The organism is Parasutterella excrementihominis YIT 11859 (assembly GCF_000205025.1).
In the GTDB taxonomy this organism is placed as follows: domain Bacteria; phylum Pseudomonadota; class Gammaproteobacteria; order Burkholderiales; family Burkholderiaceae_F; genus Parasutterella; species Parasutterella excrementihominis.
The window spans coordinates 1-19765 of sequence record NZ_GL883740.1 but is presented as its reverse complement, the minus strand read 5'-3'; the positions used below and the strand labels follow the sequence as shown (position 1 = coordinate 19765).

15 protein-coding genes and 1 tRNA gene are annotated in these 19765 nt (G+C 44.8%); 7 read left to right on the top strand and 9 right to left on the bottom strand.

Annotated features, from left to right (window positions below; genetic code table 11):
* Positions 1-458: 458 nt before the first annotated feature.
* Positions 459-1043: a rubrerythrin family protein gene (locus HMPREF9439_RS09210; protein ID WP_008864613.1), complete on the top strand. Its 585-nt coding sequence runs from the start codon at positions 459-461 to the stop codon at positions 1041-1043.
* A gap of 254 nt (positions 1044-1297) precedes the next feature.
* On the top strand, positions 1298-3208 hold the full coding sequence (locus HMPREF9439_RS09205; RefSeq protein ID WP_008864611.1) for an esterase/lipase family protein: 1911 nt from the start codon (positions 1298-1300) through the stop codon (positions 3206-3208).
* 144 nt (positions 3209-3352) lie between these two features.
* On the opposite strand, the gene HMPREF9439_RS09200 is transcribed toward HMPREF9439_RS09205, so the two are convergent.
* The 3 genes from HMPREF9439_RS09200 to HMPREF9439_RS09190 all read right to left on the bottom strand — a co-directional run bounded on the left by HMPREF9439_RS09200 (position 3353) and on the right by HMPREF9439_RS09190 (position 5517).
* Entirely contained in the window at positions 3353-4573 is a 1221-nt protein-coding gene (locus HMPREF9439_RS09200; protein WP_008864610.1) for an ATP-binding protein, read from the bottom strand.
* 286 nt (positions 4574-4859) lie between these two features.
* Positions 4860-4935: transfer RNA gene (locus HMPREF9439_RS09195), tRNA-Glu, on the bottom strand.
* Positions 4936-5085: 150 nt separating this feature from the next.
* On the bottom strand, positions 5086-5517 hold the full coding sequence (locus HMPREF9439_RS09190) for a type II toxin-antitoxin system HicB family antitoxin (protein WP_008864609.1): 432 nt from the start codon (positions 5515-5517) through the stop codon (positions 5086-5088).
* Positions 5518-6033: 516 nt separating this feature from the next.
* Here HMPREF9439_RS09190 and HMPREF9439_RS09185 point away from each other — a divergent pair.
* On the top strand, positions 6034-6885 hold the full coding sequence (locus HMPREF9439_RS09185) for an NAD(P)H-dependent oxidoreductase (protein WP_040603561.1): 852 nt from the start codon (positions 6034-6036) through the stop codon (positions 6883-6885).
* Positions 6886-7289: 404 nt separating this feature from the next.
* Here the strand turns inward: HMPREF9439_RS09185 and HMPREF9439_RS09180 are convergent, their stop codons facing one another.
* From HMPREF9439_RS09180 to HMPREF9439_RS09170, 3 genes are read right to left on the bottom strand one after another with little or no spacing between them, the layout of a single operon-like run.
* Positions 7290-8165 carry a substrate-binding domain-containing protein gene (locus HMPREF9439_RS09180; protein WP_008864606.1) on the bottom strand — a complete coding sequence of 292 codons (876 nt, stop codon included), beginning with the start codon at positions 8163-8165 and terminating at the stop codon, positions 7290-7292.
* Positions 8119-9867 (bottom strand): ABC transporter ATP-binding protein/permease, encoded by a 1749-nt coding sequence (locus tag HMPREF9439_RS09175; protein ID WP_244862425.1) that lies wholly within the window; start codon positions 9865-9867, stop codon positions 8119-8121. The genes HMPREF9439_RS09180 and HMPREF9439_RS09175 overlap by 47 nt, the downstream gene beginning before the upstream one ends.
* The gene (locus HMPREF9439_RS09170) at positions 9854-11899 is read right to left on the bottom strand and encodes a TonB-dependent receptor domain-containing protein (RefSeq protein ID WP_244862424.1); all 2046 of its coding nucleotides are present in this window, start codon (positions 11897-11899) and stop codon (positions 9854-9856) included. The genes HMPREF9439_RS09175 and HMPREF9439_RS09170 overlap by 14 nt, the downstream gene beginning before the upstream one ends.
* 422 nt (positions 11900-12321) lie before the next feature.
* Here HMPREF9439_RS09170 and mtgA point away from each other — a divergent pair, with 422 nt between their 5' ends.
* Entirely contained in the window at positions 12322-13035 is a 714-nt protein-coding gene (gene mtgA / locus HMPREF9439_RS09165; protein WP_008864603.1) for a monofunctional biosynthetic peptidoglycan transglycosylase, read from the top strand.
* Between the two features lie 40 nt (positions 13036-13075).
* Here the strand turns inward: mtgA and HMPREF9439_RS09160 are convergent, their stop codons facing one another.
* Positions 13076-13969: a formate dehydrogenase accessory protein FdhE gene (locus tag HMPREF9439_RS09160; protein WP_008811173.1), complete on the bottom strand. Its 894-nt coding sequence runs from the start codon at positions 13967-13969 to the stop codon at positions 13076-13078.
* A gap of 171 nt (positions 13970-14140) precedes the next feature.
* Between HMPREF9439_RS09160 and HMPREF9439_RS09155 the strand changes: the two genes are divergently transcribed.
* Complete coding sequence (locus tag HMPREF9439_RS09155; RefSeq protein WP_008864602.1) at positions 14141-14731, top strand: thioredoxin fold domain-containing protein; 591 nt, start codon at positions 14141-14143, stop codon at positions 14729-14731.
* A gap of 208 nt (positions 14732-14939) precedes the next feature.
* Entirely contained in the window at positions 14940-15197 is a 258-nt protein-coding gene (locus HMPREF9439_RS09150) for a type II toxin-antitoxin system RelB/DinJ family antitoxin (RefSeq protein ID WP_008864601.1), read from the top strand.
* A 102-nt stretch (positions 15198-15299) separates the two neighbouring features.
* On the opposite strand, the gene HMPREF9439_RS09145 is transcribed toward HMPREF9439_RS09150, so the two are convergent.
* Entirely contained in the window at positions 15300-16061 is a 762-nt protein-coding gene (locus HMPREF9439_RS09145; RefSeq protein WP_008811171.1) for a basic amino acid ABC transporter substrate-binding protein, read from the bottom strand.
* A gap of 256 nt (positions 16062-16317) precedes the next feature.
* Here HMPREF9439_RS09145 and HMPREF9439_RS09140 point away from each other — a divergent pair, with 256 nt between their 5' ends.
* A complete protein-coding gene (locus tag HMPREF9439_RS09140; RefSeq protein ID WP_008864600.1) occupies positions 16318-17928 on the top strand; it encodes a bifunctional metallophosphatase/5'-nucleotidase in 1611 nt (536 codons plus the stop codon).
* Positions 17929-18013: 85 nt separating this feature from the next.
* Here the strand turns inward: HMPREF9439_RS09140 and HMPREF9439_RS09135 are convergent, their stop codons facing one another.
* Positions 18014-19288 (bottom strand): M48 family metalloprotease, encoded by a 1275-nt coding sequence (locus HMPREF9439_RS09135; RefSeq protein WP_008864599.1) that lies wholly within the window; start codon positions 19286-19288, stop codon positions 18014-18016.
* Positions 19289-19765 lie beyond the last annotated feature (477 nt).

Sequence of the window (19765 nt, the reverse complement as noted above, 5' to 3'; positions counted from 1 at the left end):
AGAGATATTTGAAGGGTGGTAAATCCTTCTGGACAAGTTCCGAACAAGTCGGAATAACGTGTCTTGCCTTAGTCCACGGGCTTATGAAGCAGCCACACATTCAACGCGCCACTATACGGAGATTTTTGTCTTTTCATATGGGCGTTTACCACTAATTTTCTTTATTTTCTGTCCCCTCTTTCCGCTAAAAATCCCCTTTCTTTGACAATTTTCGATTTTTAAATTTTATTTATTTGAATTTAAAAGAATTTTTTAATTCAAATAAACCTTGTTCAACAGTCTTCGATTCGTTGATCTCTTCACTAAATTGTGAGCATTTGATTCAAAATTCTCGTTCTAACCTTACTTGATCGATTTACTTAATTTGAGACGCCACGGGCCGTTCATGCTTCTTTAACAGTTAAAGTAACGCTATTCATTAGGGTTTCTTCTAACCCACCACAAATGAGGATATAGAAATGGCTGAAACAAAAAGCGTTGCAGGTACACAGACTGAGAAGAACCTTGCAACTTCTTATTTGAATGAATCCCAATCCTACGCTCGGTACACTTTCTATGCACAGAAAGCTGTGAAAGAAAGCTACTTCCCGATCGGATATGCATTTAACGAAACAGCCGCGAACGAACTCCGTCATGCCAAGATCTTTTTGAACTTCTTGCCCGGCGGAAAGCTGGTTGCCGAAGTCCCGACTGATTCTGTAGCTATTGGCTCCACCGAAGATAATCTTAAGATCTCCATCGACGAAGAAAGATACGAAGGCGTTAAGGCTTATCAGGCTTACGCCGAAGTCGCCGACAAGGAAGGCTTCCCTGTCATCGCCTCTCACTTCAGAGCAATCGCTCAGATCGAACAGCACCACCTGGATCGTTTCCAGACCTATCTTGACCAGCTCCAGAAGGGAACCATCTGGAAAAGAGAAAAACCGATTCACTGGCGGTGTCTGGTTTGCGGTTACATCTACGAAGGGACAGAACCTCCTGTTAAGTGCCCTGCCTGCGACCATCCGTACCAGCATTACATCGGCTTGGACATTTATCAGTAATGAGCAAAAAGGTTTGAACTTCCAGAGTTCATAAGCCTGAACAGCTTGAAGAAACGGCACCTGTTTTGCAGCGGGCGCCGTTTAATTTTGCCTAATTTTCCCGGGTTTCATTTCTTCTGTCCGACCGATGTTTTTTTAATTCATTGTTTAGAGAAATGGAGCTTTGACTTCTGAATATTCGCTGTATCAAAATTTATTTTTCTGCTTTTGCTTCGGTCTCTGAATATTATTTTTCCCGCTAACGCTTGCCTCAGATGAAAATCCTCTCTGCCCTCCTCGTACCTATTCTTCTGCTGTCCGGCTGCGCATCCGTGACGGTCTCTAACATCAATAGTCAGGAATATTTGGTTCAGCGCCGCGGCGATGTCATCTCTCAGGGGCGGTTAAGCGACCCAACCAACACGGTTCTCACAGCGCTGGGTCTTTCGGACTGCGAAAACAGAGTGCAGTACTGTATCAATTCAGTCGGAGACAGTTCTGTAACCGACAACGAGTCCAAAATTTCTGCACTGGCAGAAATGTGGCTCTTCAAAGCAATGCGTGCGCAAAAAGATGCGCAGGTCCTAAAGGATGCCGGTGAAATTCAGGATGAGCAAAAACTCAACGCCGAACTTCTTAACGATTATATTCAGACGGCTAAATATTCTTACGCTTATCTGTTTTTCTCCGGCAGAAAAATCAGCGACCGCGCCTTAGAAGATCGACAAACACAGGTGAAGGACTACTACAACTTTGCCGTACAAAATGTCATCGAGCAGCTTTACAGAGCGACTAAAGGCAAAGCGCTAACGGATTTCCCGATTCGCGAAGGCAAATGGAACATCTATATCAAAAATCCAGAACAGCTATCGGAACACGCTGAAACGGTTAAAGAGCTGATTCCGGATACCGTCCTTTCTTTTAAAGGTCTTAAAAATCAATACTCAGCTGACGGTCTCGGCGCCCGCATGGTGCTCTCCACAGACGACCCCGCAAAGGAAAAAGATCAGCCCTGGCGGCTAATGCCATACTCTTCGGTAACGGCAATGATTTCATTTCCGGGGAAATCTCTGAGTCAAATTCTTACCGCCGACGATGTCGTGATCTCAACGTATGACCCGTCTTTTGTACAGAGCGTCAAAATCGGTAAAACCGTCGTTCCTTTGTCGGCCAATTTCAGCGGCGCTTATGGTCTTTGGCTCGCCAACTCCGACTTCGCCTCTAACGCACTCAGCACGATTTTCGGACACGGAAATATCATCGATAAACCTACCGTCTATCTGATGCGTCCCTACCACAAGGACTTGAGAACCATCATCCTCATTCACGGCTTAGCCAGCAGCCCCGAAGCCTGGGTTAATACCGCGAATGAAATTATGGGAGACAAGCTGCTTCGAGATAATTACCAGATTTGGCAGGTGTACTACCCGACGAACGTTCCGCTCCTAATTAATCGTCAGGAGATTGCAGAAGCTATCAATAAGACCATTGAGCATTTCGATCCGTCACGCACAAATCCGGCGAGTAAAAACATCACGCTTATCGGTCATAGTATGGGAGGAATCCTCACCAGACTTCTTGTGTCCGACTCAGGCAACACGATCATCGATGCACTTGAGCAAAAGTACCCTCAAGCCTCCGAGAAAATCAACCAAATGGATCCGAAATTCAAGAGCATCCTTCGGTTCAAACCTCTCCAAGGCGTCACAACCGCAATATTTTTAGCGGCTCCTCATCAAGGCACACCGTACGCCGACGCAAGCTGGGCGAGATACCTGGCATCTTTTGTCAAGCTGCCGCTCTCAATCGTGAACAAGCTCGGCGAAATGACGCTGATGATATTCGGTCAGGACTTACCGAGAGAAATTAACATGACCGGCGTAGACAATCTGTCAGCAAAAGATCCTACGATTCGAGTTTTAGCCAAACTTCCGATTTCTCGAAATGTAACGTACTACTCCATCATCGGTCGAGAAAATGCCGAAGGCCCATTAGAAGAATCTTCCGACGGAATCGTTCCCTATTGGAGTTCTCATCTGGAGGGCGCGGCCAGCGAGAAAGTCATTGTCTCCGGTCATTCCGTCCAGGAAACACCTGAAGCAATTATTGAGTTGAGAAAAATTTTGAGGAATCAACTCGTTGATCAGAATATTTCACACCGTACAAAGGCTGTGAAGGCTAATTGATAATGGAGACTATTCCGACAGCGACTTGTTCAGGACCGGAAGAGACTCATACGTTCTAGTAACACACTTTCGGAGAGAGAAGAAAGTTTTCTCTCCGATGAATGCCTTGTGCAACGTCAGTTATACATCCGGAATCCGGGTATTTCAGTACGTTGTTATCGGTTCGACCAAGAAATCTATGAGATTTCTAATCTTGATGCCTTCAATATCTCCTGTCATCAAATCTGACAGTGTGAGCACGAGTTTCGGATAGTTATCTTTGATTTGTCTGAGCGGAGAAACTTCTCGCTCTAAATTTTCCGGCGTTAATTGGTAGCAGACCTGAACGTAGAAAACGGCCCTATCCTTTGAGGCCACAAAATCCACTTCTAATGTTCCTGTTTTTCCTACTGAAACGCTAAATCCCTTTTGTCTCAGATTCAGGTAAACAAGGTTTTCTAAGATGCCGGCGATATCCGACGGCCGATAACCGAGAACTGAATTTCTGATGCCTACGTCAGCGGCGTAGATCTTTTCTTGCGTTTCCAGATACTTCTTACCTTTGAGGTCAAAGCGTTTCACGCGTTCGATGACAAAAGCATTCGCCAAATAATCAAGATAGTTGTAGATTGTTTCAACGCCTAATTTTCGACCTTGGCTTTTCAAGAAATCAGAGATGTTTTTGGCAGAAAAGGTACTTCCGACATTATCAAAAATGAATTGAATGATGCGATTCAAGAGTTCGGTGTCGCGGATATTGTTCCGGGACACGACATCTTTCAGTAGAACGGAATTGAAAACATCGTTGAGATATTGAGTGGTAGCCCGGGGAGAAGCCTGAAGCTCGTGAAGTCCGGGTAAGCCGCCAAACCTCAGAAAAGCGTCGAAGGATTTGTGGATCTCTTCCCCGATATCCTTTCTGAATTCTAAGAACTCGTCGAAGGAAAGCGGAAACATTTGGATTTCCACATAGCGGCCGGCTAAAAGTGTTGCCAATTCTCCAGAGAGAAGTCTCGCATTCGAGCCGGTCAGAACTATCTCGCATTCACAATCGACCCGCAAGGCATTGACCGCCCTCTCCCAATCCTTGACGTTCTGAATCTCATCGAAAAGCAAATACACCTTAGCTCCGGCTTGAGCTGAGATTTCACAAACATGTTCATAAAGTACTTGGTAATCTGTGAGGTTGGAGTATTTGAGAGACTCGAAATTGATATAGACGATATTCTTTTCCTCGATTTTCTTCTCATTAACCAGCCAATCTCTGTAGAGTTTGAGCAAAGAACTCTTCCCAGAACGTCTCATTCCTGTAATCACGCGGATCAATTCCGAACCATGAAAAGATATGAGCTGTTTAAGATAGCGATCTCGAGGAAATATCTTCATAATTCTTCTATAAAAGAAATTTGCTAATTAAAAACAATAGTTTCTTTTATAAAAGAAACTATTGTAATTATAAGGTAAGACTTCTTGTATAAAAGAATTATTCATTAGTCAAGAATCCTCAAAACTACGCTTTCCGCTTTCTTAAACGATTGCGCGAATCGTGAGCACTTCTTTATTGGAAAAGGTTTCCAAACTTGCTAAAAACGAAATTAATTCCTCATCAAGAGGACGAGAGGCCGCATCAATATTAACTTTGAATGGGAGGATTTTTAAAGAAACCAGATATTGGCGTCCCCAATGGGATTCGAACCCATGTTCTGACCTTGAGAGGGTCATGTCCTAGGCCTCTAGACGATAGGGACTTCGTCGAAATGTGACGAAAGTATACACCTAAAAAGAAACGTTAAGAACTCAGATGTATTCCCTCTATTTGGAGGCCGGTCTTTAGGAATATCTAAAAAAAATGCCCCTTGTGAGGGGCAAATTTGTCGATAAACTTATTGAGATTATTTTTACCTCAATTCTAAGACCAAATCTTTACCTAAAGCTCTAAATGCGTTTTGAATCGTGTCTATTTTAGTAGCGTGCCGAATATCCGTAATTCTGGTAATTTCCTGAGGTTTAATATTCATTTTTCGGGCTAAGTCAGCTGGCCGAACATTAGACTTAACCATAGTATTCAAAAGCATAACTTTAGCAACGACAGAGGCTGGTAAATCAACTGCTAAGTCTCCGGTTTGAAGATCTGAAGCTGGGGGGAATACTCTTCCATCTTCGATGTAAAAGTCAATAGCTGTAATAAGTGCGTCCCGTGCATTATTTTTTAATTCTTCTAAATCCCAAGCCTCTGTAATAGCCTCGGGTACATCACGGAAGCTGGCTATAAATCCACCCTCTCCATTCGACTCAATAGTCGCTGGATATTGATAGTTTGCCATTTTCATTCCTTTCGTTTATTTAAGTCGGTTAACGGAGGGCTCTCCCTCCGTTTCGACTACTATTTAATTCCTAGTTGCTTTTTTATCAACTCCATATACCGCTTGGAGTATTCCTGCGCGGGATGTCGGACCACTACTGTTTGCTTACCATTGTAGTAAGCCTTGTAATGATTGGTCCCGTCAACAAGCACAACACCTAGGCCTTTAAGTTCGTCGATAAATTTCTTGTGCTTCATAATTACCTCACATCGTTTATCGACATGAGTAATTATATACATTTTTGTTTATTTTTGCAAACAATTTTGTTTATTCGATTTTTTAATTTTTTAGTTGAATTAATTCGGGTTAAATCCAATATCAAAGGCTACATTTCATATGCAAAATATCCTTTGTTTTCATTTGAAGATCAGGCTAGGTCTTGCGCATCTCCGTGCAAGTTCCTTCAACGTTCGCCGTCGTCGTGATCATTAATCATCGCTGCGAATGTTGAAGATAAATCGTTCGCAGCGTCACGGAGGCTTTATGAAACACAATCTTCTTCTCGCTGCACTTCTTTCTTCCCTTTCCGTCGGTTGTTATGCAGCAGATGCTGTCAGCGGAGCCACGCCTAATCATGCCGCACCCGGCTCTCAAATCAAGAACGTCGATGCTGTAACTTCCGCTTCTATCGTGCCTCAGAAATTGAGGATCTCGGCTAAAGCCACAGGCTTTACTGACAGCAAGGCAAAGAAGGTACTTTTTGTTGTCGGTGATCCGCGCTTTGACCAATCCTTAGAAGGTTTCTTGGTCAACACCGCCGCGAACTTCTTCCTCAAGAAAGGCTATGAAGTAGAGATCAGAGACCTCTACAAGATCAGGTTCAATCCGGTCATCACGCCGGAAAACTTCTACCACGCCAAAGACGGCTTCGGCCAAACCCCGGACGATATCAAGCCCGAACAAGCTCTTGTCTCTAAAGCCGATTACATCATTTTCTGCTATCCGAACTGGCACGACAGTCCGAATGCAATCACCAAAGGCTACATGGAGCGCGTATTTTCTAAGAAATTTGCTTATCAGGACACGCCAAAAGGCTTGGAAGGACTTCTCAAAGGAAAAGGCATCTACACCATCATGAATGCCGGATGGCTTGGCGGCGGCCAAGGCAATGTCGGTGACGGAATCGGAAAACTCGATGCCGTCTGGGACAAGTATCTCGGTGCCTACAAAGTTGTTGATGATGACACAGCTGGCTTCTGGGGCGCCAAAAATCTCGGTCGATTTGTCAACGATCAAAGCCCGAGCAATTTGAATCCGCAGTACCAACAAAAACTTCAGAAACTCGCTTCGGTTTTAGATGCCAGGCTTGAAAGAGACTTCTTCAGGAATAAGTAATCGGTTTAATTAATCGGCACCACTGCCCCTATGAACGGCCGACAATCTTTGTCGGCCATATTTATTTTCCCAACTTAACCAAGACACAGTTACACATCACAGGCTGAAAAAACTGAATTTCTATCGATGTTCCCCTTTGTCGTAGCTGTTGTAAAACACAACGTTAATAGAGATGTTTTAGGCCCCGTCTTATGAACAATGTTGTTAACTTTTCGACAATTTGCCCGGATCCGAATCAATCTCGTTGTCTACAACTATTGCTCTCGGATGATGAAAACTGCGTCTTCGGACTCGGCTTACAGAGCACCTGACCAATTTCAGCGATTGTTATTAGATGCTTGGTAGCAATCGGACGTTTGCCAGGCACAATCACACGTTGAAAGAGAAAACACTTCTCACACCGTTCACTTTACTCGAGCGGCAGTTTCTGCCGCTTCACGCCAAAGCTTGAGGATGCGTGGGCGTCGCACAGCAAGCGGTTTTCCATAATATGGAACTGTAAAAACCTTATTTTTTGCTAGCGCATCGGGAACGATACGTTCATGAATTTGGAATTGCGCTAATGCTCTCTGAATTCCAAGATAATCTCCTGTGATCGCAATCCAATCCGGATTGAATGCTAAGAAAAAACTTAAATCTTCAATTTCTACAAGCCCTGGAATCACGGTTTTATAATCGGCTTCTTTGATCGGATTATGAGCGCAGAGTGCCGGGTAAAGATCTTTGCTCAATTCGGAGGCATCAGAGAGCGCAAATAAGAAGATTCGATCGTCCAGTGGATGACGAATGGCTAGAAGCGCCAGAATAGATTGAGGACTAAGCGGTGAATAACGTTTTAGCTGTTCTTGCTGCAAACGATACTCCCGAACAATTCGCCCAGCACGCGTTTCCTCGCCAAAAACTCTGCCGATTTCAAGGAGCGTTTCAGTGGGATCTTGAAAAATAGTAAGAATTTTGACCTGCACGCCTTCTGCTTCAAGTTTTGGAGCCAAAAGCGCTGGGTTAATATCAGAGTCAGGATTATTTTCTAGAAGAACATACTCTATTTCACCGCGACGAATGGCTGTGGTCAAGACCCTTTGATCCTGCATTACACAGGAAGTGCATTCAAGTAGTTTTTCATTTGGATGAAAATACTGCATATTCGGAAGCCCTCCTCCGATTAGGGCTTTGCCGAAAATCTTTAGTTCCGCCAAGGCTTCAATTGCGCTGTCCCCAACAAAAACTGCGTTTTCATATCTGGGAAACGGGACAAAGACGTTTTTTCCGTGTGTTGACATAAAAATCCTTCATTTGTAGTACTTGGTCTGCGTGTCTAACGAGAACAGATTGATGAGTCACCAGCAAAATTGCTGAATTTTTGAGCTCTAGGCGAAGCATCTCCGTCATGGCTTCAGCGGTTGTCTCATCTAAGGCAGAGGTAGCTTCGTCTAAGAGCAGGACCTGGGGTTTTAATAAGAGCATTCGGGCAAGCATGAGCCGCTGCTGTTCCCCGCCACTGAGCCTGTGTTGCCAGTCGACTGTATGATTCAGAAACGGTTCAAGTCGACCGAGCCCAACTTTTTCGAGAAGCGCAAGCGCCTTTGAATCACTCACTTTATCGGGCAACTCGGGGTAGGTAAGGTTAGCCTTTAAGGTTTCTTTAAAAAGATAAGGCTGCTGTGTAATCCATAATTTCTGAGAGGGGGATTCAACCATTCCGGACGCAAAGCGATCGAATCCCGCAAGAACTCGAAGAATCGAACTCTTACCGCTGCCGGAAGGGCCTTGCAGGACCGTTAATTGTCCTTGCTTAAGAGTCAACTTCACCTTCAGTCGCTCGTCCTGACTGCGTTCAGGAATGCATAAGTAAAAATCCGCTTTAAGTCCTTTTGTAGATGTTGAGTAACAGACTGTTTGCTTATGCTTTTCGTTAATTTCTTCGATGGCGTAATGAAGTGTCGACAGACGTTCGTAGGTTGCAGCAAATCTAGCGAGCTGCTGATATGACATGGCAATCCATGAAAGAGAGCGGGCGACATCGATAAACGCGCCTCGAATTTGCATGAGACCACCCAACTCAATCGTCCCCGCAAAAAAAGCCGGTAGAGAAAAGAAAATCGGCGTCAGATGTGTCACTTGACCGGTACCAACCGAGAAGTATTCCAGATTTCTTTTCTTTCTAAGGATTTCAATAAGAACGTTCAGGAGTGAAGAGAATTTTCCGTTAAGTTCTAACCGTTCTACAGATGTCCCCTTAAGACCCGCGATAGATTCGGCATGAGTACGTTTTGCAAGGAGTGAAGAACGAAAATCTGCCTCTCGTTTTTGAGAATCAAAATTGAGTCGCTTAAGTTTTCTGCCGATTAAATGCGTGATAAGTGTCTCCAGGAAGGTATAAATGAGGCATACCCAAAACATGTAACCGGGAATGGAAAAACCAAAAAGGGTTAGGGGACCTGAGAGATTCCACAAAATAACTGAAAAACTCCCGATCATGAGAACGGAATTAAAAAAACTAGTGCATAAGTTTAAAAAAACTGAGACAGCATCGCGAATATCTTCGGCAATTCGCTGATCCGGGTTGTCAGGTTCTTTATTTTCCAAACGCAGACAATAAAAAGGGGCATTTTCCGAAAGCCAGCGATTAAAAAATCGGTGAGTGAGTTCTCGGCGTGCGATTAAAGCAGCCCTCCCCTGAAGATAGTCAGCTGTAACCAAAACCAAGATAATGGCCGAACAAAGCAAGATAAAGTCATACAGACAACTGAAAATTTCTTCTTTATTTACAACTTGAAGTGCGTTGTAGAAACGACCGTTCCAGTCGTTTAATGCAACAGCTAGTTTAATGTTGATGAGATAGGCTGCAATAACAACGCCCAGGAGAAACCACATTCGCCATTGACGAAAGGTAAAAAAGGTCTCGCGAAGAAAGGAAGGGAAACTCCCCTCCTTTGAGCGTCGTATGAACATGAAGGGAGATAATTGATTAGAAGGTTGCACTCAGCCACGCTCTGTAACTTCTTCCTACACCGTATCCGCCGTTGAGATAGCGGAACTTCTTATTGGTGATGTTATCGACCGAGAAGGTCATCGTGAAATCGGCCCAATCCTTGATCTGAGGTTTCCACGTGAGACCCAAAGTGTGTGTTGCAAACCCACCGAGCTGTTTATATTCGCCGCTATTCCAAGCGGTCTCTAGATTGCTCTTGCCTCCTTTGAAGAGACGCATACGATACCATCCGTTAACATTCCAAGGCTTGTAGGTATAACCGGCTCTAAGAGTTGCCTGCATTGGAGTGAGTCCCGGAATCTTTTCTCCTGTGTTTTTATCTTCCGCATGCAAATAACCGTAAGACAAATGAAAATCAGCGTTGCCAGGATAGTAATCCGCGGAAGCTTCAAAACCGGTCTTTAATGCTTTACCTACGTTATCAATGGAGTAGTAAAGAATCATGTCGCCGTCATCGGTAAAGTCCATATCTCCCGTGGCTCCGGCATTGATGAGGTTCTTCACGCGGTCGCGGAAAACGTTGGCATGAAATACAAAACGGTCGGAGTCAGAGAATAAGCTCTTATAGTCGCCGTTGACTCCGATCTCAACGTTAATAGATTCTTCGGGTTTGAGATCCGGGTTAGGAAGAACGACTGAATACATTCCAAATTCCGGATACTCAATAGAAGTGTAGAGTTCATCCAAGAAGGGAGGACGATAGCCGCTTTGAACCGAGGCGTAGAAGGACAACTGCTTGGAAGGCGAAAGCGTTAACGTAATACCCGGAGTTACTTTACTGTCGCTTCGTGAAGCCAACCCGAATTTATCGTTGTTATCTGTCGTCGGTTTGCGGTTGTAATAAGACCAGCGAAGAACAGGAGTCAGCGTCAAATACGGATTAATTGCGTATTCATCTTGGATGAAGAGTCCGGCATCATAGCCTTTAGATTTCGGACGACTGCGGTCGGGACGACCGTAAACATCAGTAGCTTTTTGCTTATTCAAGGACGCGTCAAAACCATAAGTTAAAGAATGTGTTCCTCCGAATTCAAAGATAGAGGTGTTTTGCGTATTAATACTGTAGGAGTCAAACTTGTCCTTGAAATACGCTTCATTGTTGTAGGAAGTACCGTCGAACTTATTGTCAAGTTTCATGTACTGCATATTGACAACAAGATCCACCCAATCTCCGGAGCTATATTCCCAACTGCCGCTCAGTCGGTGCTGTTTGAGACGGTATTTAGCTTCATTATCTGTGCGACCCTGATCCAGCTTGTTCTCATCGTAGTTATAACCGATCGAGAAAATAGAATCATCCGAAGGGGTAAAACTGAGTTTAGATGTAAATGAATCGTATTGAGAGTCTCGAGGAGTTTTAGACCTTTTGCCGTTGGAAGAACTGACAACTTTGCCGCCGTCTCGATGTGAAAAACCGATGACTGCATCCACAGATCCCTTCCTGCCGTAAAGCCATGCCGCCTGTCCGAACTCGTCGGCATCGTTGTTGTAGCCGGCTTTGAGTTTGGCACCAAAATCTCGTCCTGGCTTGAGAAGATCTGCCGCCGTTTTGGTGGTAACTGCGATTGTTCCGCCGATGCCGCCGTTACCGTAAAGTGAAGATCCTCCGCCACGCCTAACCTCAATCTGCTTGATCATTTCCGGATCAGCAAACATGAAAGCGGGACGGTTGCCGCTCATCGTGTAATTGTCTTGACGGACTCCGTCAATCAAGTACGTGATTTGATCAGAATCAGATCCTCGGATTGAGATTCGAGTGAAGACCGGACTATCCGGGGCTTCCATCATAACGTTGGGAATATCCAACAGCGCGTCGCCAAGCGTTTTGGGATTATCCTGCTCCAGCTGACCGTCTGTGATAACGACTAAAGAGGACGGAGCTTCGTTGAGTTTTTTTTCTGTTCGCGTCGCAGTAACAACTACCGGAGCCGTGACGACCGTTTCCGAGTTGGAAGGAGTCTCTCGGGCTTGAACTGAGGGATAAGTAACAGTTGCCAGAACAGAGGCAGCAATTGCAGTCAATGTAAAGGGTTTCATAATAAAATAGAAATGAGAATCATTTTCAATATTTTATTCTTTAGCTAACTACTTTAATTAAAGATAGGTTGGTACCTTCCCTATGGGGTAAAGAGATAATATAAAAAGTATTTTTTTATCAATTGAAAGTAGATATGAAAAAAAATATAAATAATGATAAGAATTATTATCATTTATATTTATAGCGTGTTTTAGGGATGATAATCTTGATGATTATGAACTCCGGAGATAAAAGACAGCCTCTACTCTTCTCGAATCGACAGCTCTAAATGAATCGCGAAAAAACCTCTAAGTGCATCCATGATTCTCTGTCTTTCATCCGACAGAACCCAAATCAATTAAATTGCCAATTTGGTCACCAGAGGATCTACGTATAATCTAAATGTTCATCCGAAAGGGACCATTGCGTGTTCAATCGATCTAAAACAAATAAATACTCCTGGACCGCCAAACTTTTTCTTTGCGCCCTGCTCGCTTTCTTTTTATTCGAGCTTCAGTATGTCGGCCGAATCATCCTCTTCGACTTCGTTAATCCTTCTTCTAGTCCCTACATCCGTGCAGAACAAGAAAGATTGTTGGAAGAAGGCAAGCATCCGGTTCTGTATCAATGGGTCGACTACGATCAAATTTCTCCGTATTTGATTCGGGCCGTTGTGGCCGCGGAAGATGCGGATTTCATGCACCACAACGGCCTTCGTTGGGACGCCATTAAAACGGCCGCAGAAAGAAATCTGCTCTCAGATAAGCGCGCCCCCGGCGGATCGACCTTGACTCAGCAGACTGTCAAAAACCTCTTTCTGTCCCACGACAGAAGCTACTTCAGAAAAGCTCAGGAAATCATCCTGACGCCGATCGTTGAAGCCATCTGGGACAAGAAAAGAATCCTTGAGATCTATTTAAATATCGCCGAATTCGGCAACGGAATCTTCGGAGCACAAGCCGCTTCCCGTTATTACTTCAATAAGAACGCGGCAAACCTTTCTCGCGCTGAAGCCATCCGCTTGGCCTCGATCTTGATTAACCCGAAGAAATATCAGTTTGTGAAGTCCGCACCACTCATCAATCGACGCGTCAACCGAATCTCTCACGACCTGAACTTGGTCCAAATTCCGCAGAGATGAAAAAAGCGGCCGAAGCCGCTCTCAAGAACAAGGTTCTCTCTTACTGCTTGTTTTCGTTTTCCAACGAATCTTCGTACATGCTGAGAATCACACCGGTTGTGATCAGCTCAATGTCATAGTCCATCGGACCTTTCAGTGCGTCCTGGAAAACCGTAGCCATGGCGCCGCCGCAGTCTTCGCACACATGCATACGGTGCGCCGGATCTTCGTCGGCATAGACGTACTTCAGCTTGTTGCTGTTGGTATTGCCGCACAGTGCGCAGCGAATGCGCTCAAACGGCCACTGAGTTCCGCAGCAGGAGCAGAAAAGATAACGGTTGTTGGAAGTACCCTCCGTACCTTCGGTGACGGAAGAAATCGCTGCCGGAGCACCGCAGGTCGGGCAGCCCAAAGGAGCATCGCCGGATTTGGCTTCGTCGACTTTGGAGAGCTCGTGCGTCATGTCTTCGCCGAGATTACGGAAATATCTGCGAAGAACGTTCAGCAGAAGACCGGCAATAACAGCCATCATGTCTTCATCGGCTTCTTCGCCTAAAACTTCTTTCGTGGCGACTTCGTAGAAGGCTGTCGGGTCTTCACCGGCAAGTTTGATCGTTGCATCGGTGAGCTTGTTCCAATCGAGAGCTTTCAGCTTGGCAACCTGTTCATCAACATTGATGACGCCCTTTTCAATAAAAGCGTCTTGAAGCTTCTGAAGATCCTTTCTGAATTCGGCAGGAATAATTTGAAGCGGGCGCAGCGTCAGGTACGGAGTTTTGCTCTTGATTGCCTTTTGAGCTGTCTCGGTATCAAAATTATCTTCTACGTCTGCAATCTCAAGCTCGTCTCTGACGTCATACATAGAATTGGCGTAATCCGTCAATCCTTTCCAATCAACGCCGTCATCACGTTTCAGATATCCTGCAATTGCAGCCTGTCTCGAACTCTTTGTCATGTTTTTCCCAATAATTCAATCAGATGGTGACGCTCAATTCTAATTCAACGAATCTAATTTCACCTTCGGTTATTCGGACTAGTACTTTTGTCTAATCTTAAGTTTCTCAAAATCAAACCGTATTAGAGTGGCAGTAGTATCCGCTTTTTCTCAAATAAGGACCTCAATTTCATGCAATCAATTGTTTCCCGCAGAAAGATCCTCATCGCTTCCTTAGGCGCTGCCGCCGTCGGCTTAACAAGAACTGCTCAGGCCGCACCCGCAAATGTACCCTCCATTTGGGACGGAAAGAAAATGTATGACTCTTTCCTTAAAGACGGTACCGGCTTCAGCTTCCCGCACAAACCCAACGCTCCTGTTGCCGTTGTCGCATTCGATACCCAGTGCCCGGACTGTATGCGTTTGCTTACCCGTATTAAGCCCTTACTCAATGATGTTGATGTGATTTTCTACCCGATTTCATACATGAACATCCACTCCGAACCGCAGGCAACAACGATCTTGATGTCTAAGGATCCCTGCAAGACTTTTGAAGAACAGCATGAACACTTCAAAGATCCGGACTTCCGTGGTATCCACTACGACGTCTCCAAGCTTCCTGAAGATCTGAGAAACAAAGTCTGGACAAACACCAAGCTGCACAGACGCTCCGGCTGCCGTGCCGTCCCCTACGGTGTCTTCAAGAACAGCAAAGGTGAGTACGTTCCCTTCGATGAGAACCTCACGACCGAAGAGTTGAAGAAAGTCTTCGAACTGAACTAACAATTCTCGAGCCTCCTGACGGAGGCTCTAATTTTTTCTGGGTCTATTCTCAATTACTCAGGCCTCTTTAACTTTTCCGTCGCGGGAAAAAATAGACCAAACCTTTATTTCATCCCATAAATCTTATTGCTGTATATCCTTTGTAATGAAATCATCACGATATGTCATTACATTAATAAAAATCTAAAAAATATTAAAGAGGAACGAAATGGCTCGAACAGTCAACGTTAATTTTCGAATGGACAGCGAATTGAAGAAAAATATGGAGCAAGTCTGCCAGGAGATGGGTTTGTCAATGACAGCCGCTTTCACTATCTTCGCCAAAACTGTCACTCGCGAAAAACGGATTCCTTTTGAAGTCTCAGCCGACCCTTTCTACTCAGCCAGTAATATGAGGCACTTGCAGAAAGCAATCGCCGATTTAAATGCAGGTAAAGGCGTCGAACACGAACTTATTGAAGACTAGATTTGACCAATTAATTGTTAGTTTCTTACCTTCTAAAAACAAACGGCTCGGATCTTTCACTGACCCGGGCCATTTTCTATTGATTAAGAAGCTACTTCGAACTTAGTTTTCTTCGCCGAACCACTTCTTATAAATTCTCTGGAACTCACCGCTCTTCTTAAGAGAAGCAAGAGCCTTGTTGATTTGAGCTACCAGCTCTTTATTGCCTTTTGTCACGGCAATACCATATTCTTCGGCTTCCATCTTCGGTCCGACCAAACGGCCCTTATTACCGCCTTGAGCAACGTAGTAAGCCACAACCGGGAAGTCCTGAATCACGGCATCAACACCGCCGTTTTGGAATTCCAGGAAAGTCTCGGCGGCATTAGCGAAAGTGACCACTTTTGCACCGGGAACTTTTTCTGCTCTGAACATACCCGTTGTGCCGACCTGAGCACCGATCTTCTTGCCTTCCAGATCTTTAATAGATTTGGTTGTTGTATCAGACGACGGAACCATAATGATCAAACCGGAGGTGTAGTACGGATCGGAGAAGTCGACGAACTTTTTACGCTTTTCGTTAATGGTCATACCAGCGATAACGGCATCCACAATACCGGTGCGCAATGCCGGAACCGTCGCGTCAAAGCCCATGTTCTGGACCACGACTTTGTATCCGAGTTCTTTACCGATCGCACGGATCAAGTCCATATCGAAACCCGTGAAATTCTTACCGTCTTCGGCCAAAAACTCGAACGGAGCAAAGCTCGAATCTGTACCGACAAGGAGGACGCCGTCTTCAATAGTCGGAGACTTCGCAAAAGAAGCCGAGACGGGCAACATGCTTAAAGCGCAAAGGAACGCTAAAAGATTTCTTCTGAACATTGAAAATTCCTATAACTAACGTGATGAGGTTATTGACAAAAAATAGTTTAGGAAATTTATCCTTACAAATTCCATTTTTGAAAAGTTTTTTCCTCATCCTTACGGATGATGAAAATTGCAGGTCAAAATTCTTTCTCTTTGAAATTTCTCAAAAATTGAGTTTGCTAAACTTCAGCTACCGAGTTTTTGGCACACCTCGTTTTTGCCTTCAGATCCACAACTGTCAGAACTTCATTGAATTTTGTTTCTCTCTACGATGTCGCCTCGCTTCCTTTTTTCAACCCGCTTTATTCTTGCCTCCATTGCCGCGATCTCTTTAATCCTTACTTCCGGCTGCCAATCCATAAAGGACAAAAAGGAAGTAACCGTTGAAATCCTTCACACCAACGACATGCACTCTCACTTTGCAGGCAGTAAAAACGGAAGCGCCTGCATCACGGAAAACGACTGCGAAGGCGGTTACGGACGAGTTGCCGAATACGTAAAAGGAGTAAAAGAAAGAAATCCTAACGCTATTTTCTTGGACGGCGGCGACCAGTTCCAAGGCTCATTGTTGTATGTGAATTACCATTCGCCGTTGGTCGGCAAAATCACAAACAAGATGCAGTACGACTTCGCAACGTTCGGTAATCATGAATTCGACGAAGGCTGCAAAGCGCTGTCCGACTACGCCAAAAACGCGGATTTTCCTTTCTTGGCAGTTAACCTCAAACCGGCGCCGGGTTGCCCTTTGAGTAAAAACAATATCGCGCCTTTCACCGTCATTGATAGACCGGATGCAAAGATAGGAATTATCGGTTTAGCCAATCCGGATGTCGTGAACCAGTCGAAGGCTTGCAAAGACACAAAGTTTGTGAACCCCTTCAAAGCAGTCAAAGAATCCGTGAAGGCGCTTCAGACTCAGAAAGTAAATATCATCATTGTCTTGTCCCATCTCGGCTTACCTTTCGATGAGGAGTTAGCAAAAAACGTCAGCGGTGTGGATCTGATTGTCGGCGGCCACACGCATGATTACATTGGACCAGGCTCTCCTTTGGGCCCCTATCCAATCGTTGAGAGATCTCCGAGCGGCAAGCCGGTTCTCATCGTGACAACTTCCGGCGAAGCAAAATTCTTAGGTCATCTGGAAATGAACTTTAACAAGGAAGGCATACCGACAAGTTGGAACGGTGAACCTGTATGTTTAGGAAAAGCCGGCGGCTCACCCGAAATCACAAAGATCATCAATCAGGCTGCAGAACCCGTCATCAAGAGAAATTCAACAGTCGTCGGAACCAATCTTGTCAAAATGAGAGACGGCCTGGATCCTTGCCGCGAAGGAGATTGTCTGTCCGCGATGGTCACCACAGACGCAATGCTGGATTACGCACGGCCTAAAGGTGCAGTTGTTGCATTGATTAACGGAGGAAACTTCCGCGCCGCCCTTCCCGTCGGAAAAATCACTCAAGGCGACATCGACAACCTGCTCCCGTTCAAAGATAAGGTTCTGCTCAGAAAATACACAGGCAAACAGCTTTTCGAAGCCGTTGAACACGGAGTCTCAGACGTTGACGGGATCGGACCGAGAATGATTCAAGCGTCGGGATTGAGGTATAGCTATTGTCCGACTGCTCCGGTTGGCCATAGAGTAAGATCAGTTGAAGTGCAGGACAGGGATGGTAAATGGAACCCGTTGGATGACAATAAGGTTTATGTCGCGGCAGTTGGTGCATTTCTTGCTTCCGGCGGAGATGACCACAAAGCTCTGGCCGACGGCATCAAAATTTCGAATTCGGGGCCTCTCGTTGCCGATGCCCTGAAAGTTTATTTAAAGAAGAAGTCACCCATAAACCAAACTCCTGAACCGAGGATTTCAGCGTTGAAGTAAACACCTGAGAACTCAAAACTGTGAAATTAAATGAGGCTGCAATGTCGTCAAACAAGCAGCCTCTCCTTCTATCTGAATTTCTCAACTACGCATTCGGCAGCCAAGAATCTCTTTGACGAGTGTGTCTCGGCGCCAAATGCTGAATATCCATGATTCGGTGCATGGAGTCTGTCCGTGTGCTGTTAAAGACGAGATACAACGGATCGAGCGTTACAGATCCTGCTTTATCAGAGGCAAACTTGGCAGTTCCGCTGATCATTGCATTCCAGTCCACAAGCTTCACAGAAGAACGTTCTGCGTTTTCTTCGGCTTTCCACAATAGAGCGTTTCTTAAAGGAATCAGCGGGAAGAGGAAGACATAAGCTGTGAGCGCGAAAAGAACCAATACAACACCATGTTTCTCATCAAAACCTGAGGAAACCCCAAGTCCTTGGAAGAACCAAGGTTTGGTGGAAAAGTAACTCAGCAAGCCAAAGAAGATAAAAGAGAGAATTAGGTACGGAAGGTAAGCTCTGAAGCCGATTTGGTATTTGTATTGACCGATTTCATTGGCAATCATCGCTTCAATCTCTGAAGGATTAAGCCGTTCAATAAGACTTTCAGTCAAGACAACTTTCTTATTGGTTCCTAAGCCAGAGATAAATACACCGCTTCCTGAGCCGAGACGATCAGAATTCGCGACAAAGACACCCTTTGATTCAAAACCAACCTTACCTAAGAACTGATCCAGCCTGCTCTTTAATTCTCCGTCACTCAAGGGATGAGCAGAGTAAGCGATGGATCGGCTGACCACCGAAGCGCCGATCACAAGAACGGCAGAAGCGACCCATGCAAGAATCCACCAATAAGAAGCTCCTACAGACCAGCAGGTGAGGACAGCGGAGACGATTACTACAAAGAAGACAACATTACTCACTTTGCTGCGTGAGGAACCGAAGTTTCTAAGGATCAAATATGAACTGTTCTTTTCGGGATTCTTGGCAATGGCAAAAAATAAACCGTTAATTACCAGGAACGCTAAACCAACACACAAGGCAAAAAGGATCTGTGTGAAAAGACCGTTCCCAAGCTGATTGGTCAGCAAGCTAGAAAACCAAGTAATGCCGCCGCCGAAGGTCAGCAGAAGCACTAAAACTAAATTTGAGAGATGCCGAATCTCGTTAACCTTATCTGCATGCAGGCGAGCATAAGATGCCGCTTTGTGGGCGTCAAGAGAAACAAGACCTGAAAACACATGCGGAACTTTATTCCGATGTTCCTTTATCGACTTAGCCTCTCTCAAGTAAAGGTAAAAACCCAATACGAGATTCGCAAAGAGGAATATTAAAAACAAACTTTCAAAAATCAGTGCGTCATTCATCTTTTTACTTGAACCCTCTGGAAGAGCGTTTTATCTTGAGCCCAAAGATAGCGGATGTGAGTAAGGAGAGAAAAAGAATCACACCAATCGGAGCAAGCTCATTTCACGCAACAATATTTGAGCAAAGGTTGCGACGCTTCGTCGACTTAGAGAATTCGTTTCTCAGAAATTTCTCGAATCTGTTTGATGGTTAGATTCTGTAGATAGCTTAATTTTTAGGATCGACACTAAACAGTTTGAGTAATTAGCACATGCTGACTTTTTCCGAAAAAACGAAAATGTGTTCTTTTAAGAAATTAAGTAATGTTCATCCTCAAAGTCTATTTTTTCCATGCTTGCTGTTCGGATAACTAGCGAAGAAGCGAAGATTTGTTGACATCCTCCTCGTCATAAATAACAAGGATTCCATACCACCTCTACAGCGGCCGTAGCCTAGTGCTGCAGTAGGTCTCTTCGGGTTCCTGCTGATAGCGGCCT

What these genes read in the sequence shown, in the direction of transcription:
- HMPREF9439_RS09200 (WP_008864610.1), bottom strand. Translation starts at nt 4,573, where the DNA reads ATGAAGATATTTCCTCGAGATCGCTATCTTAAACAGCTCATATCTTTT.
- HMPREF9439_RS09145 (WP_008811171.1), bottom strand. Translation starts at nt 16,061, where the DNA reads ATGTTCAGAAGAAATCTTTTAGCGTTCCTTTGCGCTTTAAGCATGTTG.
- HMPREF9439_RS09155 (WP_008864602.1), top strand. Translation starts at nt 14,141, where the DNA reads ATGCAATCAATTGTTTCCCGCAGAAAGATCCTCATCGCTTCCTTAGGC.
- HMPREF9439_RS09205 (WP_008864611.1), top strand. Translation starts at nt 1,298, where the DNA reads ATGAAAATCCTCTCTGCCCTCCTCGTACCTATTCTTCTGCTGTCCGGC.
- HMPREF9439_RS09160 (WP_008811173.1), bottom strand. Translation starts at nt 13,969, where the DNA reads ATGACAAAGAGTTCGAGACAGGCTGCAATTGCAGGATATCTGAAACGT.
- HMPREF9439_RS09150 (WP_008864601.1), top strand. Translation starts at nt 14,940, where the DNA reads ATGGCTCGAACAGTCAACGTTAATTTTCGAATGGACAGCGAATTGAAG.
- HMPREF9439_RS09185 (WP_040603561.1), top strand. Translation starts at nt 6,034, where the DNA reads ATGAAACACAATCTTCTTCTCGCTGCACTTCTTTCTTCCCTTTCCGTC.
- HMPREF9439_RS09135 (WP_008864599.1), bottom strand. Translation starts at nt 19,288, where the DNA reads ATGAATGACGCACTGATTTTTGAAAGTTTGTTTTTAATATTCCTCTTT.
- HMPREF9439_RS09180 (WP_008864606.1), bottom strand. Translation starts at nt 8,165, where the DNA reads ATGTCAACACACGGAAAAAACGTCTTTGTCCCGTTTCCCAGATATGAA.
- HMPREF9439_RS09190 (WP_008864609.1), bottom strand. Translation starts at nt 5,517, where the DNA reads ATGAAAATGGCAAACTATCAATATCCAGCGACTATTGAGTCGAATGGA.
- HMPREF9439_RS09210 (WP_008864613.1), top strand. Translation starts at nt 459, where the DNA reads ATGGCTGAAACAAAAAGCGTTGCAGGTACACAGACTGAGAAGAACCTT.
- HMPREF9439_RS09140 (WP_008864600.1), top strand. Translation starts at nt 16,318, where the DNA reads ATGTCGCCTCGCTTCCTTTTTTCAACCCGCTTTATTCTTGCCTCCATT.